General features: G+C 70.3%; 24 protein-coding genes. 17 read left to right on the top strand and 7 right to left on the bottom strand.

The window, feature by feature from the left end; translation table 11 throughout:
• Positions 1 to 12: 12 nt before the first annotated feature.
• Positions 13 to 249, top strand: a complete 237-nt coding sequence (locus NGF19_RS15525) for a hypothetical protein (protein WP_252425488.1) — start codon at positions 13 to 15, stop codon at positions 247 to 249.
• Between the two features lie 18 nt (positions 250 to 267).
• Here NGF19_RS15525 and NGF19_RS15520 read toward each other — a convergent pair whose 3' ends face one another.
• Positions 268 to 714 carry a nitroreductase family deazaflavin-dependent oxidoreductase gene (locus NGF19_RS15520; RefSeq protein ID WP_252425487.1) on the bottom strand — a complete coding sequence of 149 codons (447 nt, stop codon included), beginning with the start codon at positions 712 to 714 and terminating at the stop codon, positions 268 to 270.
• A gap of 479 nt (positions 715 to 1,193) precedes the next feature.
• Between NGF19_RS15520 and NGF19_RS15515 the strand changes: the two genes are divergently transcribed.
• From NGF19_RS15515 to NGF19_RS15505, 3 genes are all read left to right on the top strand, one after another.
• The gene (locus tag NGF19_RS15515; RefSeq protein WP_252425486.1) at positions 1,194 to 2,408 is read left to right on the top strand and encodes a cytochrome P450; all 1,215 of its coding nucleotides are present in this window, start codon (positions 1,194 to 1,196) and stop codon (positions 2,406 to 2,408) included.
• Positions 2,409 to 2,420: 12 nt separating this feature from the next.
• A complete protein-coding gene (locus NGF19_RS15510) occupies positions 2,421 to 2,633 on the top strand; it encodes a ferredoxin (RefSeq protein ID WP_252425485.1) in 213 nt (70 codons plus the stop codon).
• Positions 2,634 to 2,748: 115 nt separating this feature from the next.
• Positions 2,749 to 3,282 carry a flavoprotein gene (locus tag NGF19_RS15505; protein WP_252425484.1) on the top strand — a complete coding sequence of 178 codons (534 nt, stop codon included), beginning with the start codon at positions 2,749 to 2,751 and terminating at the stop codon, positions 3,280 to 3,282.
• A 119-nt stretch (positions 3,283 to 3,401) separates the two neighbouring features.
• Here the strand turns inward: NGF19_RS15505 and NGF19_RS15500 are convergent, their stop codons facing one another.
• The gene (locus tag NGF19_RS15500; protein ID WP_252425483.1) at positions 3,402 to 4,433 is read right to left on the bottom strand and encodes a LacI family DNA-binding transcriptional regulator; all 1,032 of its coding nucleotides are present in this window, start codon (positions 4,431 to 4,433) and stop codon (positions 3,402 to 3,404) included.
• A gap of 138 nt (positions 4,434 to 4,571) precedes the next feature.
• Here NGF19_RS15500 and NGF19_RS15495 point away from each other — a divergent pair, with 138 nt between their 5' ends.
• From NGF19_RS15495 to grpE, 6 genes are all read left to right on the top strand, one after another.
• Positions 4,572 to 5,876, top strand: coding sequence for an ABC transporter substrate-binding protein (locus tag NGF19_RS15495; protein WP_252425482.1), 1,305 nt, complete (start codon positions 4,572 to 4,574; stop codon positions 5,874 to 5,876).
• A gap of 6 nt (positions 5,877 to 5,882) precedes the next feature.
• Positions 5,883 to 6,839 carry a carbohydrate ABC transporter permease gene (locus NGF19_RS15490; protein WP_252425481.1) on the top strand — a complete coding sequence of 319 codons (957 nt, stop codon included), beginning with the start codon at positions 5,883 to 5,885 and terminating at the stop codon, positions 6,837 to 6,839.
• The gene (locus NGF19_RS15485) at positions 6,836 to 7,654 is read left to right on the top strand and encodes a carbohydrate ABC transporter permease (RefSeq protein ID WP_252425480.1); all 819 of its coding nucleotides are present in this window, start codon (positions 6,836 to 6,838) and stop codon (positions 7,652 to 7,654) included. The genes NGF19_RS15490 and NGF19_RS15485 overlap by 4 nt, the downstream gene beginning before the upstream one ends.
• Positions 7,651 to 10,032: a beta-xylosidase/alpha-l-arabinosidase gene (locus NGF19_RS15480; protein WP_252425479.1), complete on the top strand. Its 2,382-nt coding sequence runs from the start codon at positions 7,651 to 7,653 to the stop codon at positions 10,030 to 10,032. Before NGF19_RS15485 ends, NGF19_RS15480 begins: the two co-directional genes overlap by 4 nt.
• A 258-nt stretch (positions 10,033 to 10,290) precedes the next feature.
• Positions 10,291 to 12,159: a molecular chaperone DnaK gene (dnaK, locus tag NGF19_RS15475; protein WP_252425478.1), complete on the top strand. Its 1,869-nt coding sequence runs from the start codon at positions 10,291 to 10,293 to the stop codon at positions 12,157 to 12,159.
• A 2-nt stretch (positions 12,160 to 12,161) separates the two neighbouring features.
• Positions 12,162 to 12,713 carry a nucleotide exchange factor GrpE gene (gene grpE / locus NGF19_RS15470; RefSeq protein WP_252425477.1) on the top strand — a complete coding sequence of 184 codons (552 nt, stop codon included), beginning with the start codon at positions 12,162 to 12,164 and terminating at the stop codon, positions 12,711 to 12,713.
• Here the strand turns inward: grpE and NGF19_RS15465 are convergent.
• Positions 12,676 to 13,722, bottom strand: coding sequence for a zinc-binding alcohol dehydrogenase family protein (locus NGF19_RS15465; RefSeq protein ID WP_252425476.1), 1,047 nt, complete (start codon positions 13,720 to 13,722; stop codon positions 12,676 to 12,678). The two genes, grpE and NGF19_RS15465, sit on opposite strands and share 38 nt — an antisense overlap.
• Positions 13,723 to 13,882: 160 nt before the next feature.
• Here NGF19_RS15465 and NGF19_RS15460 point away from each other — a divergent pair, with 160 nt between their 5' ends.
• Positions 13,883 to 14,680: a VOC family protein gene (locus tag NGF19_RS15460; protein ID WP_252425475.1), complete on the top strand. Its 798-nt coding sequence runs from the start codon at positions 13,883 to 13,885 to the stop codon at positions 14,678 to 14,680.
• 52 nt (positions 14,681 to 14,732) lie between these two features.
• On the top strand, positions 14,733 to 15,407 hold the full coding sequence (locus NGF19_RS15455; protein ID WP_252425474.1) for a ribonuclease H family protein: 675 nt from the start codon (positions 14,733 to 14,735) through the stop codon (positions 15,405 to 15,407).
• A gap of 25 nt (positions 15,408 to 15,432) precedes the next feature.
• Here NGF19_RS15455 and NGF19_RS15450 read toward each other — a convergent pair whose 3' ends face one another.
• On the bottom strand, positions 15,433 to 16,224 hold the full coding sequence (locus tag NGF19_RS15450) for an SAM-dependent methyltransferase (RefSeq protein WP_252425473.1): 792 nt from the start codon (positions 16,222 to 16,224) through the stop codon (positions 15,433 to 15,435).
• A 262-nt stretch (positions 16,225 to 16,486) separates the two neighbouring features.
• On the opposite strand from NGF19_RS15450, the gene NGF19_RS15445 reads away from it, so the two are divergent.
• Together NGF19_RS15445 and NGF19_RS15440 are read left to right on the top strand one after the other, a co-directional pair.
• Positions 16,487 to 17,989, top strand: a complete 1,503-nt coding sequence (locus tag NGF19_RS15445; RefSeq protein WP_252425472.1) for an MFS transporter — start codon at positions 16,487 to 16,489, stop codon at positions 17,987 to 17,989.
• A gap of 4 nt (positions 17,990 to 17,993) precedes the next feature.
• Positions 17,994 to 18,644, top strand: a complete 651-nt coding sequence (locus tag NGF19_RS15440; protein WP_252425471.1) for a TetR/AcrR family transcriptional regulator — start codon at positions 17,994 to 17,996, stop codon at positions 18,642 to 18,644.
• Between the two features lie 36 nt (positions 18,645 to 18,680).
• On the opposite strand, the gene NGF19_RS15435 is transcribed toward NGF19_RS15440, so the two are convergent.
• On the bottom strand, positions 18,681 to 19,352 hold the full coding sequence (locus NGF19_RS15435; protein WP_252425470.1) for an AIM24 family protein: 672 nt from the start codon (positions 19,350 to 19,352) through the stop codon (positions 18,681 to 18,683).
• A gap of 148 nt (positions 19,353 to 19,500) precedes the next feature.
• Positions 19,501 to 20,715 (bottom strand): ABC transporter substrate-binding protein, encoded by a 1,215-nt coding sequence (locus NGF19_RS15430; RefSeq protein WP_252425469.1) that lies wholly within the window; start codon positions 20,713 to 20,715, stop codon positions 19,501 to 19,503.
• A gap of 426 nt (positions 20,716 to 21,141) precedes the next feature.
• Here NGF19_RS15430 and NGF19_RS15425 point away from each other — a divergent pair, with 426 nt between their 5' ends.
• Positions 21,142 to 22,005: a cache domain-containing protein gene (locus tag NGF19_RS15425; protein WP_252425468.1), complete on the top strand. Its 864-nt coding sequence runs from the start codon at positions 21,142 to 21,144 to the stop codon at positions 22,003 to 22,005.
• Between the two features lie 81 nt (positions 22,006 to 22,086).
• A complete protein-coding gene (locus tag NGF19_RS15420) occupies positions 22,087 to 22,458 on the top strand; it encodes a DUF6479 family protein (protein ID WP_252425467.1) in 372 nt (123 codons plus the stop codon).
• Positions 22,459 to 22,489: 31 nt separating this feature from the next.
• Here NGF19_RS15420 and ligD read toward each other — a convergent pair whose 3' ends face one another.
• Positions 22,490 to 23,455 carry a non-homologous end-joining DNA ligase gene (gene ligD, locus NGF19_RS15415; RefSeq protein ID WP_252425466.1) on the bottom strand — a complete coding sequence of 322 codons (966 nt, stop codon included), beginning with the start codon at positions 23,453 to 23,455 and terminating at the stop codon, positions 22,490 to 22,492.
• 277 nt (positions 23,456 to 23,732) lie between these two features.
• Between ligD and NGF19_RS15410 the strand changes: the two genes are divergently transcribed.
• The gene (locus NGF19_RS15410) at positions 23,733 to 24,266 is read left to right on the top strand and encodes a hypothetical protein (RefSeq protein ID WP_252425465.1); all 534 of its coding nucleotides are present in this window, start codon (positions 23,733 to 23,735) and stop codon (positions 24,264 to 24,266) included.
• Positions 24,267 to 24,313 lie beyond the last annotated feature (47 nt).

The raw sequence follows: 24,313 nt of genomic DNA, 5'->3' as shown, positions 1-24,313 counted from the left end.
TACGCTCGAGACATGACCGAAAGCGCGAGCCCCCACATCTCTCACCCCCGGGTCATGGTGCTGGGGGTACAGCCCGCCAAGCCGCCCTTCCGGATCGTCGAGATCGACGGCGAGATGGTCGCCAAGGCGCGGTCACTGGCCGAGGTCCTGGAGGTCGCGGCCGAATGCGGCATCACGATCCATGACGCCGACGACCCCGACGTGGTCCGCTGGGTGGGCGGCGACAGCCTGACCTGGGAGCCGCACTAGACACCTGCCTGCCGGGCGCTAGCTGCCGGTCGGCTCCAGGACGAAGACGGGGATCTCACGGTCGGTCTTCTTCTGGTAGTCGGCGTACGGCGGATAGGCGGCCACCGCCCGCTCCCACCACACCGCCTTCTCCTCGCCCGTGACCTCGCGGGCAGTCATCTCCCGGGGCGCGGGTCCGTCCTGCAGCTCCACGGTGGGGTGCTTGGTGATGTTGTAGTACCAGACGGGGTGCTTGGGCGCGCCGCCCTGCGAGGCCACCACGGCGTAGCTGCCCTCGTGCTCGACCCGCATCAGCGGCGTCTTGCGGATCTTGCCGCTCTTCGCGCCCAGGGTGGTCAGGATGATCACCGGGAGCCCCGTGTCCCGGAGCGTCGTCCCCTTGGTGCCGCCGGAGCTCTCGTACAGCTCGACCTGGTCGCGTACCCACTGTTCCGGACTGGGTTCGTACTCACCCTCAAGAGGCATGGCATCCGTCCCATCGTCGTGTACGGCTGTTGTCTCGTCCGTCCCGCCACGGCCCCGTAACTCCGGGTGCGGGACCACACGTTCCAGGATTCAACACCAGCCGCCCCGCGATTCATCCCACCCCGCACCCGGCGCGCGCCGTCCGCGCGCGCCGTCCGTGCGCGCCGCCTCGCGCGCCGGGCCGGGACCGGCCAAGTGCCCTCCGCGCCCGTGCACCGTTTCCCGCCACCCGGGCCGGGTGGCATCCCGGGTGGTGTCCGCGCGAGAGGCGCCTGCGCGGGCAAGCGAATTACCATGGTCGGGCCGGGTGCGCGTGACGCGTCCCGGGCATGTGCTGTCGGCATGAACCCCTCTGCCGACAAGATGTTTCGGCCATAGACGGCATCCGGTGGATCCGGCTGGACGTCGGGTGGCCCTGTAGGTGCCTCAGGCATCTAATGGTGATCGGCAAGAGCGAATCTTCGCGAGCGAGGTCATCCATGACGAAACCCGCCCCCACCGTGTCAGAACCCGTCGCGTTCCCCCAGGACCGCACCTGCCCCTACCACCCGCCCACCGCCTACGACCCCCTGCGCGAGGGGCGGCCCCTGACCCGGGTCACCCTGTACGACGGACGCGACGTCTGGGTGGTCACCGGGCTCACCGAGGCCCGCGCGCTGCTGGCCGACCCGCGCCTGTCCTCCGACCGGACCCACCCCCACTTCCCGATGATCACCGAGCGCTTCGCCGCCATCCGCGAGCGCGACCGCAGGATCGCCCTCGTCGGCCGGGACGACCCCGAGCACCACAGCGAACGCCGCATGCTGGTCCCGAGCTTCACCCTCAAGCGCGCCACCGCGCTGCGCCCGCAGATCCAGGAGACCGTCGACCGGCTCCTCGACGCCATGGAGGCCGCGGGCCCGCCCGCAGAACTGGTCGGCGCCTTCGCGCTGCCCGTGCCGTCGATGGTGATCTGCTCGCTGCTCGGCGTGCCCTACGCCGACCACGAGTTCTTCGAGGAACAGTCCCGTCGGCTGCTGCGCGGCCCGACCGCGGCCGACACCCAGGACGCCCGCGACCGCCTGGAGGCCTACTTCGGCGACCTGATCGACCGCAAGCGCGCGGAGCCGGGGGAGGGCCTGCTCGACGAGCTGATCCAGGAGCAGTTGCACGACGGGGCGCTGGACCGGGACGAGCTGATCTCCCTCGCCGTGATCCTGCTGGTCGCCGGGCACGAGACGACGGCCAACATGATCTCGCTGGGCACCTTCACCCTGCTCAGGCACCCCGAGCAGCTCGCCGAACTGCGTACCGACCCGAGCCTGATGTCCGCCGCGGTCGAGGAGCTGCTGCGCTTCCTGTCGATCGCCGACGGGCTGGTGCGGGTCGCCACCGAGGACATCGAGATCGCGGGGACGACGATCCGGGCCGGGGAGGGCGTCCTGTTCTCCACGTCCGTCATCAACCGCGACACCGCCGTCTTCCCCGAGCCGGACACCCTGGACTGGCACCGTTCGGCCCGCCACCACGTCGCCTTCGGGTTCGGCGTCCACCAGTGCCTCGGCCAGAACCTGGCACGGACCGAGCTGGAGATCGCGCTGCGCTCCCTCTTCGCACGGCTGCCGGGCCTGCGGCTGGCCGCCCCGGCGGACGAGATCCCCTTCAAACCGGGCGACACGATCCAGGGGATGCTGGAACTCCCCGTGACCTGGTAAGAGGCTGCGACCATGACTCGCGACATCACCATCACCATCGACAAGGACGTATGCGTCGGAGCGGGCCAGTGCGCCCTCACCGCGCCGGGCGTCTTCACCCAGGACGACGACGGCTACAGCGAAGTGCTGCCCGGCAAGGAGAACGGCGGCGGTGACCCGTTGCTGCGGGAGGCCGTGCGCGCCTGCCCGGTCAGCGCCATCTCGCTCTCCGAACAAGGAGGATGACGGAGACCCGGCGACGGGACGGATGCCCGGCGGCGAGCTGGTCCGGCCAGCCCGCCGCCGGGCTCTGTGTTCCGGGCGCGGGGCCGCTTCAGGGATCGTTCAGTAGGGTGCGCTCGTGACCGAACACGCCACGAAACCCTTCCTGTACGTCGTCGTCTGTGCCGCGGGCGTCGCGCGGGACGTCGGCGAGCTGATCGACGCCGCGCTGGAGCGGAACTGGGAGGTCGGCGTCATCGCCACCCCGCTCGCCCTCCGCTTCTTCGACACCGACGAGGTCGAGGAGCGCACAGGCCATCCGATCCGGTCCGCCTGGCGCGCTCCGGGCGACCCGCGACCGTTCCCCGACCCCGACGCGGTCATCGTGGCCCCGGCCACCTTCAACACCGTCAACAAGTGGGCCGCGGGCATCGCCGACACCCTCGCGCTGGGCACCCTGTGCGAGGCGTACGGGCTCGGTGTCCCGATCGCCGTCCTGCCCTGCGTGAGCGAGGCGCTGACCGCCCACCCCGCCTACCGGGCGAGTGTCGAACGGCTCAGCGGCATGGGCGTCCGGTTCGGCGACCCGCACTCCGGAGAGGCGGGCGAGCCGGGCACCCGCCCGGAGTTCGACTGGGTGCGCGCCCTGGACCTGGTCACATCAGGCACCTGAACCGCCGCTGTCACCGGCCGAGCTGCGGCAACGAGAAAGCGACCGTGCGTCGGGCTACCCTGTCGAAAGTTTCGAGAAGGTCGCCAACGGGCTTGTGAGCAGGGTCTCCTGACGGCGCGTCAGCTCGTTGCTGCGCTCTTCGGTGGTGCGGTGCTCTGCCGTACCACCAGATGCGTCGCGAGTTCGATCCGCAGGGCCGTCCTGCCGGGGTCGTGGGGGCGCAGCAGCATGCGGGCCGCCTCCTCGGCCATCTGGCGCAGCGGCTGGTGGACCGTGGTCAGTCCGGGGCTCGACCACTGGGCGAGCGGGACGTCGTCGTACCCGATGACCGACAGGTCCTCCGGCACGCTCAGGCCCTTCACCCGCGCCGCCTCCAGCACGCCGAGCGCCTGGAGGTCGCTTCCGGCGAAGACGGCGGTCGGCCGGTCCGGGCGCTCCAGCAGCTCCATGGCATGGGTGAAGCCGCCCTGCACATGGAAGTCGCCGAAGCGCACAAGGTCCGGGTCGACCTCCAGACCGGCCATCGCCAGCGCCGAGCGGTAGCCGTCGAGGCGGGCGAGCGAGCACATCATGTCCTCCGGGCCCGTGATGATGGCGATGCGCTCGTGGTGGTGGTCGGTGAGATGGCGCGTGGCCGCGAGGCCACCGGCCCAGTTCGCGGAGCCCACGGAGGGCACGTCCGGATCCGGGTCACCGGCCGGGTCGACGATGACGAACGGGATGGCCCGTGACCGCAGTTGCTTCTTCACCTTGTCCGGCAGAGCGGAGAAGACCAGGACCACGCCCAGCGGGCGGCGTCGCAGCACCCCCTCGATCCAGTCGGGCGCGGGAGCGTGCCGGGTGCCGCTCTCGGTGAGGACCACGCTCGCCCTGTTCTCCTTCGCGACGTTCTCCACACCGCGGATGAGTTCCATCGCCCAGATGCTGTCCAGTTCGTGGAAGACCAGCTCGATGAGCGGGGACTGGGGTGCTCCCTGGGCCCGGCGGCGATAACCGTGGGTGTCGAGGAGTTCTTCGACTCTGCCGCGGGTCGCCTCGGAGACATCGGAGCGTCCGTTGAGGACTTTCGAAACCGTCGACAGGGACACGCCGGCCTGCTCGGCTATGGCGGCCAGGGTCACCCGGCCCTCGACTTCGTCGTTTCCACGCATGTCCGAAGGATAGGTCACGAGCCGCCGGTAACGGTTTGGTCGCGCGTCTGCACGCCCGTTGACCCCGTGGAGTGCCGCCCCTACTGTCCGACAGCAGCGACTTTCGGCAGTGGTGTCGAAAATTTCGAAAGGTATGCGATGAAGATACGCGCGCGGTTGCCCCGTCTGCTCGCCGGTGGCGTGACGCTCGGCCTGACGCTGAGCCTTTCGGCCTGCGGGGGCGGAAGCGGCGGCGGGTCCTCGAACGACGGGAAGATCCATGTGCTCGTCTACGGGGACACCAACAACAAGGTCGAGAAGCAGATCGTCGAGACCTTCAACAAGACGTCGGACGTCAAGGCGGTCCTCGACACCATCCCCGGCGCCGACTACCAGCAGAAGCTCCAGACGATCATCAGCACGCCGCAGGCCCCGGACGTCTTCTTCAACTGGGGTGGCGGCAGCATCAAGCCGTTCGTCAAGGCCGACCTGCTGATGCCGCTGGACGACTTCATCAAGGACGACCCGGGCCTGAAGTCCAACTTCCTGCCGTCGGTGTTCAACAACGCGACCGTCGACGGCAAGCCGTACGGCATCCCGATGCGCGGCACCCAGCCGGTCATGCTGTTCCACAACAAGAAGGTGCTCGACGACGCGGGGGTGCAGCCGCCCCGGACCTGGGACGAACTGCTCGACGCGGTCAAGAAGTTGAAGGCCAAGGGGGTCACCCCGATCGCCCTCGGCGCCGGCGACCAGTGGCCGACGCTGATGTGGTTCGAGTACCTCTACGACCGGGTCGCGGGCCCCGAGCTGTTCCAGAAGGCCCTCGGCGGTGACAAGAGCGCCTGGGAGAGCCCGGAGAGCAAGAAGGCGCTCGGCATGATCAAGCAGCTCGTCGACGCGGGCGCCTTCGGCTCCAACTTCGACTCCGTGAAGTACACGAACGGCGCCTCTCCCGCGCTGGTGGCCCGCGGCAAGGCCGGGTTCGAGCTGATGGGGTCGTGGTACTACTCCCAACAGCAGGACGGTGACAAGGACTTCGCGGCCAAGGGCCTCGGCTACACCGCCTTCCCGTCCGTCCAGGGCGGCAAGGGTGACCCGACCGACATCGTCGGCAACACCAACAACTACTACTCGGTGCTGAAGAAGACGAAGCACCCCGAGGCCGTCGCCAAGTTCCTGAAGCTCATGTACTCCGACGAGTTCGTCAAGGCGCAGTTGGGCCTCGGCAACCTGCCGACCACCACCAACACCGAGAAGTTCCTGGACGGTTCGACCAACCCCGCCTACTCGCACTTCCAGTACGACCTGGTGAAGAAGGCCCCCTCGTTCCAGCTCTCCTGGGACCAGGCCTACCCGCCCGCCGCCATGACGCCCATCTACCAGGCCGTGCAGCAGTTCTTCAACGGCCAGACGGATGCGGGCGGGTTCATCAAGGCCATGCAGGCCCTCCCCACCGAATGATCCCTGATGACCACACAGTTGACGCGTAATCAGCCCGCCGCCGGGTCCCGTGGGACGGCCCGGCGGGGGTCGGACAGCTCCTCCGCCGCCCGGGTCGGGCGCCCCGGCTTCGGCTGGGCGCTCCCCGCCACGGTGTTCTTCGCGCTCTTCGCCATCGTCCCGCTGATCATGGTGGCGGTGCTGTCCTTCATGAGCTGGGACGGCCTCGGCTCACCCGAGTTCGTCGGGATGGACAACTGGTCCCGGATCCTCGACGACCCGGTGATGATCAAGAGCGTCTGGCTGACCTTGCTGGTCACCGTGCTGGGCGTGGCCATCCAGACCCCGCTGAGCATCCTGCTGGGCGTCTGGGCCGCGGGGCAGCAGCGCAACCGCGCGGTGCTGTCGGTGATCTACTTCATCCCGCTGCTGCTGTCCGCCACCGCCGTGTCGGTGCTGTGGCGGGCGCTGCTCGACCCGAACTTCGGCATCCCGGCCCAGGCCACCTGGCTGTTCGGCGACGGCAACCTGTTCGGCAAGCAGGCCACCGCGATCGGCGTACTGGCGTTCGTGAGCACCTGGCAGTTCACCCCGTTCCACACGCTGATCTACCAGGGAGCCGCCCGCGCCATCCCTCACGTGCTGTACCAGGCGGCCGAGATCGACGGGGCGGGGCGCTACCGCCAGTTCTTCCACATCACCCTGCCGCAACTGCGCAACTCGGTCATCACCTCGATGATCCTGATGATCGTCGGCGGGCTCACGACGTTCGAGACCGTCCTCATCCTGACCCAGGGCGGGCCGGGGACGGACACGACGATCAGCGCGTACTACATGTACCAAAAGGCGTTCAAGGGCTTCGACTTCGGCGCCGGAGCCGCCATCGCCCTGGTCCTGGTCGTCGCGGCGACGGTCATCTCACTGATCGTCGTCCGCGTGTCCGGCTACGACAAGATGCGCAGCTCCATGGAGGGTCTGTCATGAGGCGACGCCCCAACTACCTGGCCGGCGTGGGCTCGTTGGTCTGGCTCTTCCTCGTCGGCCTGCCGCTGTACGTGATGCTCGTGGCGACGGTGCAGTCACAGTCCGACTACTCCCGGAACGGTCCGCTGTCCTTCCCGCGCAGCATCACGTTCGACAACTTCACGCAAGCCTTCGACGCGGGCTTCGGCCAGTACTTCCTCAACACGCTGATCGTCACCGCGTGCGTGGTCGGTGTGGTGCTGCTGCTCGTTCCGCCGCTGGCCTACGCGATCGTCCGCAGCCGCTCGCGGGTCACCACCCAGCTCTTCCGGTTGTTCCTGCTGGGACTCGCCATTCCGGCGCAGGCCGTGATCGTCCCGATGTTCTATCTGATCAGCAAGGCCGGTCTGTACGACAACCTCCTCGGGGTCGTCCTGCCGACCGCCGCGTTCTGTCTGCCGATGTCGGCGCTGATCCTCAGCGGCGCGATGCGGGACATCTCCCCGGAGCTGTTCGAGGCCATGGCCATGGACGGTGCCACGCCCCGGCGGATGTTCTTCCAACTGGTGCTCCCGCTCTCGCGGGGCGGACTGTCCACGATCGTGGTGTTCTCCGCGCTCCAGGCATGGAACGGCTTCCTGTTCCCCCTGGTCCTGACCCAGTCGGAGTCCACCAAGCTGATCACCCTGGGCCTCTACAACTTCCAAACCGCACATGGCATGAACGTCCCCGGACTGCTGGCAGCCGTGGTGTTGTCCATGGTGCCCGTCCTGCTCGTCTACCTGTTCGCCCGTCGCGCCCTGGTTCAGGGACTCATGGGCGTCGGAGGAAAGTGACCGCCAACGTGGCAGTTGAGATCACCCCCGAAACCCCCGTCTGGAACGACCCCCGTCAGGACACGGACACCCGGGTGTCCGCCCTGATCGAGGCCATGACCCTCGAGGAGAAGATCGGCCAGCTCTACGGTGTCTGGGTCGGCGCGTCCGACGACGGGGGCGAAGTGGCCCCCCACCAGCACGACATGGAGGAGGCCGTCGACCTCGACGCCCTTCTGCCCACCGGCCTCGGCCAGTTGACCCGCCCCTTCGGCACCGCCCCCGTCGACCCCGCGCTCGGCGCGCTCTCCCTCCTGCGCACCCAGGCACGCATCGCCTCCGCGAACCGCTTCGGCGTCCCGGCCGTCGCCCACGAGGAGTGCCTGGCGGGCTTCGCGGCCTGGAAGGCCACCGCCTACCCCGTGCCGCTGTCCTGGGGCGCCACCTTCGATCCCGGCCTGATCCGCCGCATGGCCGCCGCCATCGGCCACGACATGCGCTCGGTCGGCGTGCACCAGGGCCTCGCCCCGGTGCTCGACGTGGTCCGCGACGCCCGCTGGGGCCGGGTCGAGGAGACCATCGGCGAGGACCCCTACCTCGTCGGCAGCATCGCCACCGCCTACGTCCAGGGACTTCAGTCAGCGGGGGTCGGCGCCACGCTCAAGCACTTCGTCGGCTACGCGGCCTCGCGCGCCGGACGCAACCTCGCCCCCGTGAGCGCGGGCCCCCGCGAGCGCGCCGACATCCTGCTCCCGCCCTTCGAGATGGCCGTGCGCGAGGGCGGCGCCCGCTCCGTCATGAGCGCCTACAACGACGTCGACGGCATCCCGGCGGCGGCCGACGAGGAGCTGCTGACCGGTCTGCTGCGCGACACCTGGGGCTTCGACGGCACCGTCGTGGCCGACTACTTCGGCATCGCGTTCCTGCACACCCTGCACGGCGTCGCGGGCGACTGGGCCGACGCCGCGAAGGCCGCGCTCAGCGCCGGAGTCGACGTCGAACTGCCGGGCGTCAAGACGTTCGGCGCCCCGCTCGTCGAGGCCGTCACCACCGGCCGGGTACCGGAAGCCCTCATCGACCGCGCCCTGCGCCGAGTGCTCGCCGACAAGGCCCGCCTCGGTCTGCTGGACGCCGACTGGAGCCCCGTCCCGCCCGCGCTCGCCGACGCCGACCTGGACGACCCGGACGCACTGCGCGGCACCGTGGACCTCGACACCCCGCAGAACCGGGACCTGGCCCGCGAAGTCGCCGAGCAGGCGGTGGTCCTGCTCTCCAACGACGGCACACTGCCGCTCGCGCGACCGCGCCGTATCGCGCTGGTCGGCCCCAACGCCGAGGCACCGACGGCCGTCCTCGGCTGCTACTCCTTCCCCCTGCACGTCGGGGTCCACCACCCACGGGTCCCGCTCGGCATCGACCTGCCCACCCTGCGCGACGCCGTGGCACGCGAGTTCCCCGACGCCGAGATCACCGTGGCGCGCGGTACCGGCGTCGACGACGGCGACACCTCCGGCATCGAGGAGGCCGTCCGCGCGGCCGGTGACGCCGATGTCGTCCTCGCGGTCCTGGGCGACCGCGCGGGACTGTTCGGACGCGGCACCAGCGGCGAGGGCTGCGACGCCGGCTCAATGGCCCTGCCCGGAGCCCAGCAGCACCTGCTCGACGCCCTCCTGGACACGGGCACCCCGGTGGTGACCGTGCTGCTCGCCGGACGGCCGTACGCGCTCGGGCGCGCCGTGGACGAGGCCGCCGCGATCGTGCAGTCCTTCTTCCCGGGCGTCGAGGGCACCCCGGCGCTCGCTGGGGTGCTCAGCGGCCGGACCAACCCCTCCGGACGGCTTCCCGTCAGCGTGCCGCGCGGCCCGGACGCCCAGCCCGCCACGTATCTCGGTGCCCGGCTCGCCCAGGCCAGTGATGTGTCCACCGTCGACCCGACCCCGGCCTTCGGCTTCGGGCACGGGCTGTCGTACACCTCCTTCGTCTGGAGCGACCTCGTCGTCGAGGAGGAGGAGACGGGTACGGACGGCGCGTTCCGTCTGGCGTTCACCGTGCGCAACACGGGGGAGCGGCAGGGCAGCGAGGTCGTGCAGCTCTATCTGCACGACCCGGTCGCCTCGGTCGTGCAGCCGGTGCAGCGCCTCATCGGCTACACGCGGGTGCCGCTGGCCCCCGGCGAGGCGCGGCGGGTGCGGGTGACGGTGCCCGCCGACCTCGCCTCCTTCACCGGCCGCGACGGGCGGCGCGTGGTCGAACCGGGTGCGCTGGAACTGCGCGTGGCCGCCTCCAGCGCGGAACCCCGGCTGACCGCGACGCTCACCCTGACCGGTCCCGAGCGGCAGGTGGACCACACCCGGCGGCTCCACGCCGTCTTCACCCAGGAGCCCCACTCGGCCGAGTGAGACCCGAGCGATACTCGGGCGAGACCCGAGTGAGCCAACGACGGCCCGGACCGGCCCGACCGGTCCGGGCCGTCGCCGTACGTCAGCGGTCCCCCGCCCGGCGGTCCCCCGACCGCCCACCCAGACTTGACAACCCCCCACTCAAGTTTTATTCAGGCTAGTAAGGCAGTCAGCCACCAAGCCTCCACCCCACAGCCCACGAGGGCGTCCCGCCGGGCCGTGTCCGGCATCGCGGACGACGAGGAGGGAGAAGCCCCCATGGCACGTCCGGTCGGAATCGACCTCGGTACCACGAACTCGGTGGTCTCGGTCCTGGAAGGCGGCGAACCCACCGTCATCACCAACACCGAAGGCGCCCGCACCACACCGTCGGTCGTGGCCTTCGCCAAGAGTGGCGAGGTGCTCGTCGGCGAGGTCGCCAAGCGGCAGGCGGTGACCAACGTCGACCGCACCGCGCGCTCCGTCAAGCGGCACATGGGCGACGCGTCCTGGCGCTTCCCGGACACCGGCGACATCGACGGCAAGACGTACACCGCGCAGGAGATCTCCGCGCGCGTGCTCCAGAAGCTGAAGCGGGACGCCGAGGCCTATCTGGGCGAGGACGTCACCGACGCGGTGATCACCGTGCCCGCGTACTTCGACGACGCCCAGCGGCAGTCCACCAAGGAGGCCGGGGAGATCGCCGGACTGAACGTCCTGCGCATCATCAACGAGCCGACGGCCGCCGCCCTCGCCTACGGGCTCGACCGCGGCGACGAGCAGACCGTCCTCGTCTTCGACCTCGGCGGCGGCACCTTCGACGTGTCCCTGCTGGACATCGGTGAGGGCGTCATCGAGGTGAAGGCCACCAACGGCGACACCCATCTCGGCGGTGACGACTGGGACCAGCGCGTCGTCGACCATCTGGTCAAGCAGTTCAAGAACGCCTACGGCATCGACCTGTCCAAGGACAAGATGGCGGTGCAGCGGCTGCGCGAGGCCGCCGAGAAGGCCAAGATCGAGCTGTCCTCCGCCACCGAGACCACCATCAACCTGCCGTACATCACGGCCTCCGCCGAGGGCCCGCTGCACCTGGACGAGAAGCTGACCCGCGCCCAGTTCCAGCAGTTGACGGCGGACCTCCTGGAGCGCTGCAAGGAGCCGTTCCACCAGGCCATCAAGGACGCCGGGATCAAGCTGTCCGGCATCGACCACGTGATCCTCGTCGGCGGCTCGACCCGGATGCCCGCGGTGACCGACCTGGTCCGCGAGCTGACCGGCAAGGAGGCCAACAAGGGCGTGAACCCGGACGAGGTCGTGGCGGTCGGTGCCTCGCTCCAGGCGGGTGTCCTCAAGGGTGAGGTCAAGGACGTCCTGCTCCTCGACGTCACGCCGCTGTCCCTCGGTATCGAGACCAAGGGCGGCATCATGACCAAGCTGATCGAGCGCAACACCACGATCCCGACCAAGCGGTCCGAGATCTTCACCACGGCCGAGGACAACCAGCCGTCCGTGCAGATCCAGGTCTTCCAGGGCGAGCGCGAGATCGCGGCGTACAACAAGAAGCTCGGGATGTTCGAGCTGACCGGTCTGCCGCCGGCCCCGCGCGGTGTCCCGCAGATCGAGGTGTCCTTCGACATCGACGCCAACGGCATCATGCACGTGACGGCGAAGGACCTCGGCACGGGCAAGGAGCAGAAGATGACCGTCACCGGCGGCTCCGCCCTGCCCAAGAACGACATCGACCGCATGGTCCGCGAGGCCGAGGCGCACGCGGAGGAGGACCACCGCCGCCGCGAGGCCGCCGAGGTCCGCAACCAGGCCGAACAGCTCGTCTACCAGACCGAGAAGCTCATCAGGGACAACGAGGACAAGGTCCCGGCCGACGCGAAGAGCGAGACGGAGAGCGCGCTGGCCGAGCTGAAGGAGAAGCTCAAGGGCGAGGACACAACGGAGATCCGTACGGCCACGGAGAGGGCAGCCGCCGCGGCCCAGAAGATCGGCAGCGCCATGTACGAGCGGGCGCGCGCCGAGAGCGCCACGACAGCGGAGCAGGCCACCCCCACCGAAGGCGGAGGCGGCCAGGACGAGGACGAGGTCGTGGACGCCGAGGTCGTGGACGACGACGACACACCACGGGCGGGCTGACCATGGACCGGAGCCGGCCGCAGAGCGCGGAGTTGCGCCGTCTGCTCGACGAGCGCACCGCCGACCTGCAGCGGGTGAAGGCCGAGTACGACAACTACCGCAAGCAGGTACGGCGCGACCGCATGGCGGTGCGCGAGATCGCCGCGGAGAACGTCCTGCGCGCGCTGCTGCCCGTGCTGGACGCGGTCGAGGCGGCGCGTCGCCAGGGCGACATGTCCCCTGGCCTGAAGGCCCTCGCGGACGTCCTGGAGACCCAACTGGGCTCCGTGGGACTGCGGACCTTCGGCGAGGAGGGCGAGCCCTTCGACCCGCACCGGCACGAGGCCGTCACCCATGTCGTCGCCCCGCACGCCGACCGTGCGCTCTGCACCGAGATCCTCAGCCACGGATACCAGGTGGGGGAGCGGCTGTTGCGGCCCGCGCGCGTCACGGTCACCGGCCCGCCACCGCCCCCCGCCGACGTGTCGGCCACGGACGGCCCCACGTCGACGGACGGGCCCACACCGTTGGGCGGGTCTACGTCGAAGGGTGGGTTGACGCCGTTGGCGGAGTGAGGTCGATGCCGTCGTCGACCAGCACGGCCGCGCCGTCGAAGCGCCCCGCCTTCAGATCGGCCAGGGCGCGCTGCGCCTGGGACAGCGGATAGGGGTGCGTCGTCGCCCGTACGCCGTAGCGCGCCGCGAGGTCCAGGAACTCCTGGCCGTTCTCGCGTGTGTTCGAGGTGACGCTGCGCAGTTCCTTCTCGTAGAACAGCTCGCTCTCGTAGCGCAGCACCGGGACGTCGCTGAGATGGATGCCCGCGACCGCCAGGACACCGCCCCGGTCCAGCGCCCGCAGTGCCACCGGTACGAGGTCACCGACCGGCGCGAACAGGATCGCCCCGTCCAGCGGCTCCGGCGGCGCGTCATAGGCGCCGCCCGCCGACGCGCACCCGAGAGCCAGCGCGAGCCGCTGTGCAGCCTCGTCACGCGTGAGGACATGCACGGTCGCGCCCTGGGCCAGCGCGACCTGCGCGCACAGATGGGCGCTGCCGCCGAACCCGTACAGCCCGAGGCGCCCGCCCGGTGGCAGCGACGTCCGCAGCAGCGCGCGGTAACCGATGATGCCCGCGCACAGCAGGGGCGCGAGCGCCACGTCGGCCACGCCCGCGGGCAGCGGGTAGGCGAAGGCGGCCGGGACGGTCGTGTACTGCGCGTACCCGCCGTCCGCGTCCCAGCCGGTGTACTCGGAGCGCGGGCACAGGTTCTCCGCCCCGCGGAGGCAGTACCGGCACGTGCCGTCCGTACGGCGCAGCCACGCGCCGCCCACGCGCTCGCCGACCGCCCAGTCGCGCACGGCCGCTCCCACCCCGGCCACCACGCCCACGATCTCGTGTCCGGGCGTCACCCCGGGCCGCCGCACCGGCAGGTCGCCCTCGGTGACATGCAGATCCGTACGGCACACACCGCACGCCCGCACCCGTACCAGCAGTTCGTCGGGGCCCGGCACCGGGTCCGGCCGCTCCACGAACCGCAGTGGCTCCCGCTCGACGGGACCCGGCCGGTCCAGCACCCATGCGCGCATCGCCCGCTCCGTTCCGTCCGGGACCGAGACCTGTTCCGGTGACTCGTTCCAGTGTCGGACAGGACCGCCGCTCGGCGCGCGACGCGGCGCGGCCGTGGCTAGCGTGAGGAGCGAAGAGCCCCGACCGGCGAGACCGGCGAGACGGAGAGGGTCGAAGGCCATGGCGGTACCACCCGAGGGAATGCCCTGCTGGGTCGACGCGATGTTCACCGATGTCGAGGGGGCCAAGAAGTTCTACGGGCATGTCCTCGGCTGGACGTTCGGCGAGGCCTCGTCCCAGTACGGCAACTACACGCAGGCGTACGCCGACGGCAAGGCGGTCGCCGCCGTCGTCCCGCCCATGCCCGGCCAGGAGGGCCAGTCCGCCTGGTGCCTGTACTTCGCCACCGCCGACGCCGTCGCCGCGGCGCGGACGATCGAGGAGCACGGCGGCGACGTGCTCATGGAGCCGATGCAGGTCGGCGACTTCGGCACGCTGGCACTGGCCCGCGACCCCGGCGGAACCGTCTTCGGTGTGTGGCAGGCGCACGCCCACGAGGGCTTCGAGGCGCGGGCCGTGCCCGGAGCGTACTGCTGGGCCGAGGTGTTCACCCGCGAGCCCGAGAAGGCGGACGCGTTCTTCCCGGCCGTCTTCCCGTACCGCGTCAAGCAGATCCTGGACCAGTCGATCGACTTCCGCCTCTACGAACTCGACGGGAACCCGGTGCTCGGGCGGATGCGGATGACGGGCGACTTCCCGCCCGAGGTGCCCTCGTACATCAACGTGTACTTCAGCGTCGCCGACTGCGACGCGGCCGTCGAGCAGGCGGTCACGCACGGCGGCGTCCTGAGGTACGGGCCGATGACCAGCCCGTTCGGCCGGTTCGCCGCGCTGAGCGATCCGCAGGGCGCCGCCTTCTCGGTCATCGACATCACGACCGCTCGGGGCGAGACACCGAAGGCCGTCGACGTGCCCTGAGCGGGCCGATGGGGAATTCGGGCGGTGGCCGGGAGCGTGGCATGATCGTGGCATGCCTGAACGTGTTGTGGCCGCCTGCGACGGGGCGTCGAAGGGAAACCCGGGACCCGCCGGATGGGCCTGGGTCGTCGCCGACGACGCGGAGACCCCCAGCCGCTGGGAGGCCGGTCCGCTGGGCCGGACGACCAACAACGTGGCCGAACTCACCGCCCTGGAACGCCTGTTGACGGCGGTCGACCCGGATGTCCCGCTGGAGATCCGGATGGACTCCCAGTACGCGATGAAGGCCGTCACGACCTGGCTGCCCGGCTGGAAGCGCAAGGGCTGGAAGACCGCCTCCGGCAAGCCCGTCGCCAACCAGGAACTGGTCGCGCGGATCGACGGTCTGCTCGACGGCCGCCAGGTCGAGTTCCGCTACGTCCCGGCCCACCAGGCCGACGGCGACCGCCTCAACGACTTCGCGGACCGCGCCGCCAGCCAGGCGGCCACGGTCCAGGAAGCGGCGGGCAGCGCGTACGGGTCTCCGGAGCCGCTGCCCTCGTCGCGACCGGCGGTTCCGGCTGCCCGCCGTGGCACGGCCCCCGCCAAGCGCGCCTCCGGCAGCCGCACGATCAAGGCGAAGTTCCCGGGCCGCTGCGTCTGCGGACGGTCGTACGCGGCGGGCGAGTCGATCGCCAAGAACACCCAGGGCTGGGGCCACCCGGAGTGCCGCACGGCCGCCGACTGACTCCCGGCGGGCGGGGCGCCTCGGGTCAGGGCACGCGGGCCACGCCCACGTAGATGGAGGACTCCTCCGCCTGCGGGGCGGGCGTGTCCGTGTCCTGGTGCCAGGCGGGGGCGGTCACCAGACCGGGGTCCACGAGGTCGAGCCCGGCGAAGAAGCGCAGGACCTCCGCATGGCTGCGCAGCGCCAGCCTGATCCCGCCCTTGCCGTAGTCCCCGGTCGCCCGGCCCGCAAGTTCCGGGTGGAAGTCGCCGGTGCCGTGGGTCAGGACGAGATGGCTGCCGGACGGCAGGGCGTCGACCAGGGTGCGGACGATCCCGTCGGCGTCCTCGTCGTCGGGGATGAAGTGCAGCAGCGCGATGAGGGACAGGGCGAGCGGCCTGCCGAAGTCGAGGAACGCGCGTGCGTGCGCGAGGACCTCCGCGGGGCGGCGGACATCCGCCTGGATGTAGTCCGTGGCCCCTTCCGGCGTACTGACCAGCAGTGCTTCCGCGTGGCGCAGCACGATGGGGTCGTTGTCGGTGTAGGCGACCCGGCACCGAGGGTTCACGCCCTGCACGATCTGGTGGAGGTTCGGCTCGGTGGGGATACCGGTGCCGACGTCCAGGAACTGGTCGATGCCGCGTCCGGCCAGCCAGCGCATCGCGCGGTGCATGAAGGCACGGTTCAGCCGCGCGTCCCGGAAGGCGTTCTCCGGTAACCGGGCCGCCATCTCCTCGTCGACCGCGTAGTGGTCCTTGCCGCCCAGCAGACAGTCGTAGACGCGCGCCGGATGCGGCTTGCCGGTGTCGACGCGAACGTCGGGGGTGCCCTGTGCCATGTCGTTGCTCCCGTACCGAGGGGTGTGGTGCGTGCCGATGGTGGGTGGTGCGTGCGGGAGCAAGCAAACCGTTCGTGCACGGGCGGCACAAGGCCGATGCCCCGGCAGACCTGCCCCACCTGCCTCACCGGCCCGCCCCCCAGGAAGGAAATACGACCAAGTCTTTGCCTTGGATCTCCCGGATCCAGAAGGTGAATGACCATTCACCTGGGTAGGGTGAATCGTCATTCACCCGCGATTCACCCCTGCCTCTGGAGCGCCCATGGCCCCGATACCCGTACCGCCGGACCGATCCACCACCCCCGACGAGCCGGTCGACCGGCCAGGGGTGCGGGAGCGGGCGGCGGTCCCGGTACTGGCCTTCGGCGGCATCCTCATGGCCGTCATGCAGACGGTCGTCGTCCCGCTGCTGCCCGATCTGCCCCGGCTGACCGGCGCCTCGGCGGGCGCCGTCTCCTGGATGGTGACCGCCACACTGCTGTCCGGCGCCGTACTCACCCCGGTGCTCGGGCGCGCCGGTGACATGTACGGCAAGCGGCGGGTGCTGCTGGCCGCCCTCGGGCTGATGACGCTGGGCTCGGTGCTCTGCGCCCTCTCGTCCGACATCGGCGTGCTCATCACGGCGCGCGCCCTGCAGGGCGCGGCAGCCGCGGTCGTCCCGCTCTCGATCAGCATCCTGCGGGACGAACTGCCGCCCGAGCGCACCGGATCCGCGGTCGCGCTCATGAGTTCCACCGTCGGCATCGGGGCGGCGCTCGGCCTGCCGCTGGCCGCGCTCGTGATCCAGTACGCGACCTGGCACACCATGTTCTGGGTGACCAGCGGTCTCGGTGCCGTCGGCCTGCTGCTCGCCTGGTGGGCGGTCCGCGAGTCGCCCGTGCGCGCCCCCGGCCGCTTCGACGTCCTCGGCGCGCTGGGCCTGGCCGCCGGCCTCGTCAGCCTGCTGCTGGCCGTGTCGCAGGGCGGCCAGTGGGGGTGGGGGAGCCCTCGCATCCTGGGCCTGTTCGTGGCCTGCGTGCTGATCCTGACCCTGTGGTCCGTGCAGCAGGTGCGCGCCGAGCGGCCCCTGGTCGATCTGCGCCTGGCGTCCCGCCCGCGCGTCGCGCTGCCCCATATCGCCGCCCTGCTGGTCGGCTTCGGCTTCTACGCCAACTCCCTGGTGACGGCCCAGCTCGTCCAGGCGCCCAAGGCCACCGGGTACGGGCTCGGCCTGTCCATCGTGGGCAGCGGACTGTGCCTGCTTCCCGGCGGTGTGACCATGCTGCTGTTCTCGCCGCTCTCGGCCCGTATCTCGGCGTCCCGCGGCCCGCGCGTCACCCTCGCGCTGGGGGCCGCCGTCCTGGCGCTCGGCTATGCCGTCCGGATCGCCGACAGCCGCGACCTGTGGATGGTCATCGTGGGCGCGTCGATCGTGGCGACCGGCACCACCCTCGCCTACTCGGCGCTGCCCACGCTGATCCTGGGCGCGGTACCGGCCGGGCAGACCGCGTCCGCGAACGGCGTCAACGTCCTGATGCGCACGATCGGTCAGGCCGTCTGCAGCGCCGCCGTCGCCGCGATCCTGGTCCACCACACGAGTCTCGTCGGGGGCACCCCCGTGCCCACGCTCCACGGCTATCTGCTGACGTTCGCGATGGCGGGTACGGTCGCCCTGGTGGCCTGTGCCGCCGCCCTCACCATCCCCAAGGACCGTGCCTCGGGTGGCACCCGTCGCGCCAGTGTTCGTACGGAAGCCGCGCGCGACGAGGCGCTGGAAGGAGCGTGACCCCATGACCACCCCGTCCGTCACCGCCCCCGCGGGCCACCCTGCGGAGCCGGACCGCTCGACCGGGGCGGGACCGGGGCCCGGGGCAGCCGAGGCGCCCCGCGGCCCCGCCCGCCGTGACGCCGAGGCGACCAAGGCCGCGATCCTGCGGGCCGTGCGCCACCTCCACGCCCGGCACGCGCAGGCGGACATCACGCTGAAGGCGGTCGCCGAGCGGGCCGGGGTCAGCGCGCCCCTGATCCTGAAGTACTTCGGCAACAAGGACACGCTCTTCGCCCAGGTCATGTCCTTCGAGGAGGACGCCGTGGCGCTGCTGGACGCACCGCTCGCGGACCTCGGCCGCCACATGGTCCGCCATGTTCTGGTGAGTCAGACCGAGCAGGGCGCCGACCCCGTCCTGCGTATCGTGTTCGCGCCCCTGCACCGCGAGCGGGGCGAGACGCTGCGCACCAACTTCCGCGCCCAGGTCGGCGATCGCCTCGCCGCCCGGCTGAGCGGCCCGGACGCGGGCCTGCGCGCGGAACTGGCGGTGAGTGCCCTGCTGGGCCTGAGCGTGATGTTCGGCATCGTGCGCGGCCCTCATGTGCGTACCGCCGACATCGAGGACATCGTCGAACGCTACGGTCCGCTCGTCCAGGCCCAACTGACCTCCTGAGCCGGGCCGTTCACCGGTGGTGAGGGCCCTTCGCGGTCAGTTCTCCTTCTGCGGGGTCAGCTCGCTGGGCCGGACGACCACGAACCCCTCACCCTCCAGCTTGAGTTGGACGGCCTCGCCCGAACCACCGCGCAGCATCGAGCCGATGGACTGCGACCGGCTCAACGAGGTGTGCAGCGCGGCCGTCCAGCCCACCACCGCGTCGGTGTCGACGTACACGGGCTGCTGGGGCGAGACGGGGATGACCAGCGGCGAACCCTCGCAGATCAGCCCCAGTTCGCCCTGCCCGCTGAAGACGCTGTTGAACAGTCCGCCGCCGGTCATCCCGGCGCCCTTCACCGTGCGGATCTGGTACGACAGGGAGGCGTCGAAGCACAGGACGTTGCGGCCGTTGACGGTGAACTCGTCACCCGGCTCGATCTCCACGATGAAGCAGTTCTGCGCCTCGTGCGCGAACCAGGCCTCGCCCTGCCCGCGTACGGTCATGAGCGGTAGCCCCTCACCCGTGACCGCCCGCTTGAGCATCCCGCCCACGCCCTGACCCTTGCGCTCGAACCGGAGGCTGCCGCGGTAGGCGACCATCGCCCCCTGCCGCGCGAGCATCTCACCGTTCACGACATAGCGAATGGACTTGGCGTTCTGTATCGACATACCCGGCGCGATGGCCGGCTGGACCATGTGTTCATGGGAGAACAGGTACCCCTTCATGGGGGCATCCTGCTCCTGGAGGGTGGCCCGTGCCAAGATCACCGATGTACGGATACGGCAACGACGCGGCCCGCGCGCCGCGTTGGTGTGGACGCACAAGGGCCGCCGCGCCGGGGTGGCGCGGCGGCCCTTGTCCGTGGGAACGGGTTCAGCCCCTGATCTCGCTCCAGGCCTGTACCCAGTCGGAATACGGCACGCACTTGACGTTCGTCCGACCGTCGAGGCACTGCTCGATCGGCGTCGTCCAGAACGCGATGTCCTTCCAGTAACTCTCGTCCATGGCGTGGAAGGTGTCACAGAAGGTCGGGTCGCTGGTCTCGTCGCAGGACTTGATGTTGGCCGGAGCCTCACCGAAGTACTCGGCGATCTGCGCGTTGACCTTCGGCGAGATGACCCAGTTCATCCACTTGTAGGCGCAGTTGGGGTGCTTCGCCTTGGCGGAGATCATCCAGGTGTCGGACCAGCCGGTCGCACCCTCCTGGGGCAGCACGGCCTTCACCTTGGCGCCCTCGCTGGCGGCGAGGTTGGCGATGACCTGCCACGTGGTGCCGACCACGGAGTCACCGCTCTTGAAGGCGGAGACCTCCTTGAGGTAGTCACCCCAGTACTCACCGACGTTCGGACGCTGCTTCTTGAGCAGGTCCACGGCCGCGTCGAACTGCTGCTGGTCGAGCGCGTACGGGTTGCGGATGTGCAGCCCCGGCTTCGTCTCGCTCAGATAGAGCGCCGCGTCCGCGATGTAGATCGGGGAGTCGTACGCCGTGACATGGCCCTTGTGCTTCGAGGCGTCGTCGAAGACCGCGGACCAGGAGGTCGGGGCGGGCGAGACCTCCTGCGTGTTGTACATGAGCAGGTTGGCGCCACGGCCGTGCGGAATGCCGTACATGGTGCCGTTGTAGGAGTTCCAGTCCTGTTTCTTCAGACCGAAGAACACGTCCTTGTAGTTGGGTACCAGGTCCGTGTTCACCGGCGCCGCCTCACCGGAGGCGATGAGCCGGAGGGAGGCGTCACCCGACGCCGAAGCGGCGTCGTAGGCACCGGACTTCATCAGCTTGACCATCTCGTCCGAGCTGGCCGCCACCTTGGAGTTGACCCGGCAGCCCGTCTGCTTCTCGAACGGGGTGACCCAGTCGACCTTCGGGTCCGTGGAGCCGTCCTCCACATAGCCCGCCCAGTTGATCAGGTTGACCTGTCCTTCGGGCGTGCCGAGCTTCGACTGCGCCTTCAGGTCCGGGGGGTTGAAGCCGTTGGACGAGCTGGAGTCGCTCGAGTCGGCGAATAACCCGCAGCCGCTCACGAGCAGAAGGGAGCAGACGGCGGCTGTCGCTCTGAACGACTTGGTGAACAACGATCTGCTGAACAAGGAAATCTCCACGACGGGGGGGAGTGGGGGACGGTGCGGGGGGTGACAGTGGGGGAACGGGGGGAGTCGGGGACGGGGGCTGCGGGGACGGTGCTGCGACGGGGGGCGGGGGACGGGCAGGCCACCACGCGGACGACGGGCGCGGAGCTGGTCCGCGAACGGCACCGGTGGCGGGATGGTGCGGTGACCAGGGCGACTCCGGACGCCGTGGATCGCAGTGGCGTACTCGGACGATGCTCCAGGCCGGCGGGCAGGCCAAACAGCCCGCCCAGAAGTCCGCCTGGGTGACAGGGTGCTGCCTCCGGCGGACGGCGTGGCCAACACCTTACGGAGCGTCGCTATTTGGATCAACTTTGAGCATCCCTTGGGCAGTTGACCTGGGGGGCAACGTGCGACGCGGTAAAGAGGCCGTATACGGTCGCCGTCATGTCCGACTCCCCGCGGCAGCCCGGCTTCCTGCCCTGTCTCACCCCCCCCCCCGCCCCGACGGCCCCCGGCACGGCCGTGGGAGAGGGGAGCAGCCGCCTCGCGGGCGCGGGAACGGCGACGCTCGACCCGGTCACCGAAGCCGCCGTGGCGGCCCAGGTGCGCTCCACCCTGGAGGCCGTCTTCGACGCCGTCGCCCGCACCCGGGCCGATGTCGCCGCCTTGCTCACGCGGGTCGCAGCCCAGGGCCGCCGCCCGGCGACCGCCGACCTCGCCGCGCTGCGCCCCGGACTCCATCTCCACCTGGCCCGGCAGGAGTTGGTCTCCGGCGTCGGCTTCGTCGCCGCACCGGGACTGCTCGGTGACGTACCGGCCTGGCTGGAGTGGTGGCAGACCAGCTCCAGTGGTGGCGTACGGCCGCTGCTGCCCGACCTCGACCCGCGGCAGTCCGCCTACTCCGACTACACGCACTGGGACTGGTTCACCCTGCCCCGCGACACCGGACACCGCGCGGTCGCGGGCCCGTACGTCGACTACCTGTGCTCGGAGGAGTACAGCCTCACCCTGTCCGCGCCGGTCCACATCGAGGGCCGGTTCGCCGGGGTCACCGCGGCGGACGTGTACCTGCGGCACTTCGAGGCGGCCGTGATGCCGCTGCTCCGCGCGCTGCCGGAACCGGCCCATCTCGTCAACGCCCGTGGCCGGGTGGCCGCGTCCGCCGACCCGGCCCATCTGGTCGGCTCGCTCACCAAGGGCCCCGACTTCGGCGCGCTGCTCGCCGCGGGCCGCCCCGGCCACCATGGCCGACTGCGCCTGGTCCCGTGCGACGGCATCCCCCTGGTCCTCGTCATGACAGAGCGCTGAACCGGGCCGACCCCGACAGCCAACAGCCAGGATCAATTCCCCCAAGGGGTAATTTCCGCCAAATGGGGTTACTTTCATGACATGAATACGGCGAGCTTGGAACTACTGGCTGTCTCCAGTCAGCAGCTAGGCGTGTTCGCCGCCTTCATCGGCGGCATGTTCGTCTCGGCTGCGCTGATCTGGGCCGTGCGGCTCGGAATGTCCATCCGGGACCGGGAGTTGCCCCCGCCCGATCCGGAGGAGCAGCCCCATCTGCCCCCGACCGGACCGGTCCATGAGACGCGGGAGGTCAGGGAGCCCGACGAAGTGCCCCACGCGACACAGGAGAGCGAGCGGCTGATGCCGTACGAACTCCACCACGCGCCCAGCAGGCGGGGTGAGCACCAGGAGCGCAAGCGCTGGCACCCCGGCTCCAGCGGCTCCTTCGGCAGCGGTGGACCGGGACACGTCTGACCGGAAGCGGGGGGTGCGCCGAGCGCCGGGCTCACGGCAGATCGGCCGCGGCGTCCTCCGGCGCGAGATCCGGACGCAGCCGCAGCCAGGACGGGTGCCTGAGCCGACCGGACCGGGTGCGCGAGACATAGCGGACCTCGCCCACCAGCCTGGGCAGCACCCAGTGCACCTCCGGCATCCGTGGTTCGGGGTCGAAGGGGCACGTGTGCGACTCCGTGGCCAGCAGCAGCCGACCGAGTTCGGCGCGCTCGTTCTCGCTCCAGCCCGTCCCCACACGGCCGACGTACCGCAGTCGCCCCGCCTCCCGCTGCCCCACCAGCAGCGCTCCGGGCAGTCCCGACAGTCGTCCGCGCCCCGGAAGCCAGCCGCCGACGATCACATCCACGGTCTGCGCGTTGCGGATCTTGATCCAGGAGCGGGAGCGCACCCCCGGCTCGTACACCGAGTCGACCTTCTTGCACACCAGCCCCTCCAGGCCGTTGTCCCGCGTCGCCTGGAGCGCCTGCGCGCCATGCCCGACGAGAGCGCCCGGCGTCGACCAGTAGGGCCCCGTCAGCGCGAGCCCCTCCAGCGCCTGCCTCCTGCGCAGATACGGGAGCGCGGTGAGGCGGTGCCGCAGGAACATCACGTCGAACAGCACGAGATGGACGGGTGTCTGCGTCGCCCGGCGCGCCGCCAGTGCGGGGGACCGGGCGAGCCCCATGCGGGACTGCAGCCGCTGGAAGTCACCCCGGCCCCGCTCGTCGAGCGCCACCACCTCCCCGTCCAGGATCGCGGGCACCCCGCCCAGGGCCCCGCCCAGAGGGTGCAGCTCGGGGTAGGCGTTCGTGATGACCTCGCCCGAGCGGGCACGCAGTTCCACGGTGCCGTCGCCGGGCAGATAGACCACCACGCGCTGGCCGTCCTGCTTCGTCTCGTACGCCCACCGCTCGTCCTGCCCGGCGGGCGGCAGCGTGCCGGGGGTCGCGAGCATGGGGGCGATCAGCGGCAGTCTCACGGGTCGGTTCTCCGCTCGGGCAGGTTCATGACTGGTTCATGGCTGGTTCAGGACTGCTTCAGGGCTGCTTCAGAGACAGGTTCATGGCAGGTGCAGCGCGGGCGATGTGATGTGTGCCACGTGCATCATCTTCGTCCTCGCACGCCCGGAAGGATCGTGGCTGCGCACGGCTTGATCAATGATCAAGCAAGGCAAAACTCTGTTCACGGAACGTTCCGCGTATTTGACACTTTGTCGCGCGCACGGATAGGAATCAGACGCGAAGCGGAGGTGGAGTGTGCGCGAGCCCCATGTGATCGGCGACTGGCAGGAATGCGCGGACGCGCATGCCGGTCTGCGTGTCCGCGTGCACGGCCTGGAAAGGGTGGAGCCGCCGCACGGGCGCGACGACGCCGCGGAAGGGTTGATCTATTTCCGCTTCCGGGTGACGGTGGAAAACCGCATGGTGAACGCCGTCGGCATCCATCTCGAAGACGGTCAGGTCGATGTCCGCACGGGCTCCGACGGCGAGAGCGCATTTCTCGACTGGCGCAACTCGCAATTCATCGAGGGCTTCGATCTCTATCCACTGCGCCGCGCCACGGCCGTCCTGTACGCCGCCGCCCCGGAATCCTGTCTGCATCTCATCGATATTCAGGTGCAGGTGAAGGCGGACGACGAATGGGCCGACCGGTATCTGTGGTCCGGAGACATGACCGCGACCTACGGCCTGCCCGGCACAGGCGGCGCCCGAGCCGACGGACTGGCCGAGCATCTGGCCGGACAGATCGGCGTCTTCCTGCGCGAGCAGGCGGAACGCGGACGCGGCTGAGCGCCCGTACTTCCCGTCCTTCGCCCGTACTTCTCGTACGTCCTGCC

The organism is Streptomyces macrolidinus, from assembly GCF_023887685.1.
Classification (GTDB): domain Bacteria; phylum Actinomycetota; class Actinomycetes; order Streptomycetales; family Streptomycetaceae; genus Streptomyces; species Streptomyces macrolidinus.
The sequence above is the reverse complement of the archived record's forward strand: the minus strand, read 5'-3'. Positions and strand labels throughout refer to the sequence as shown.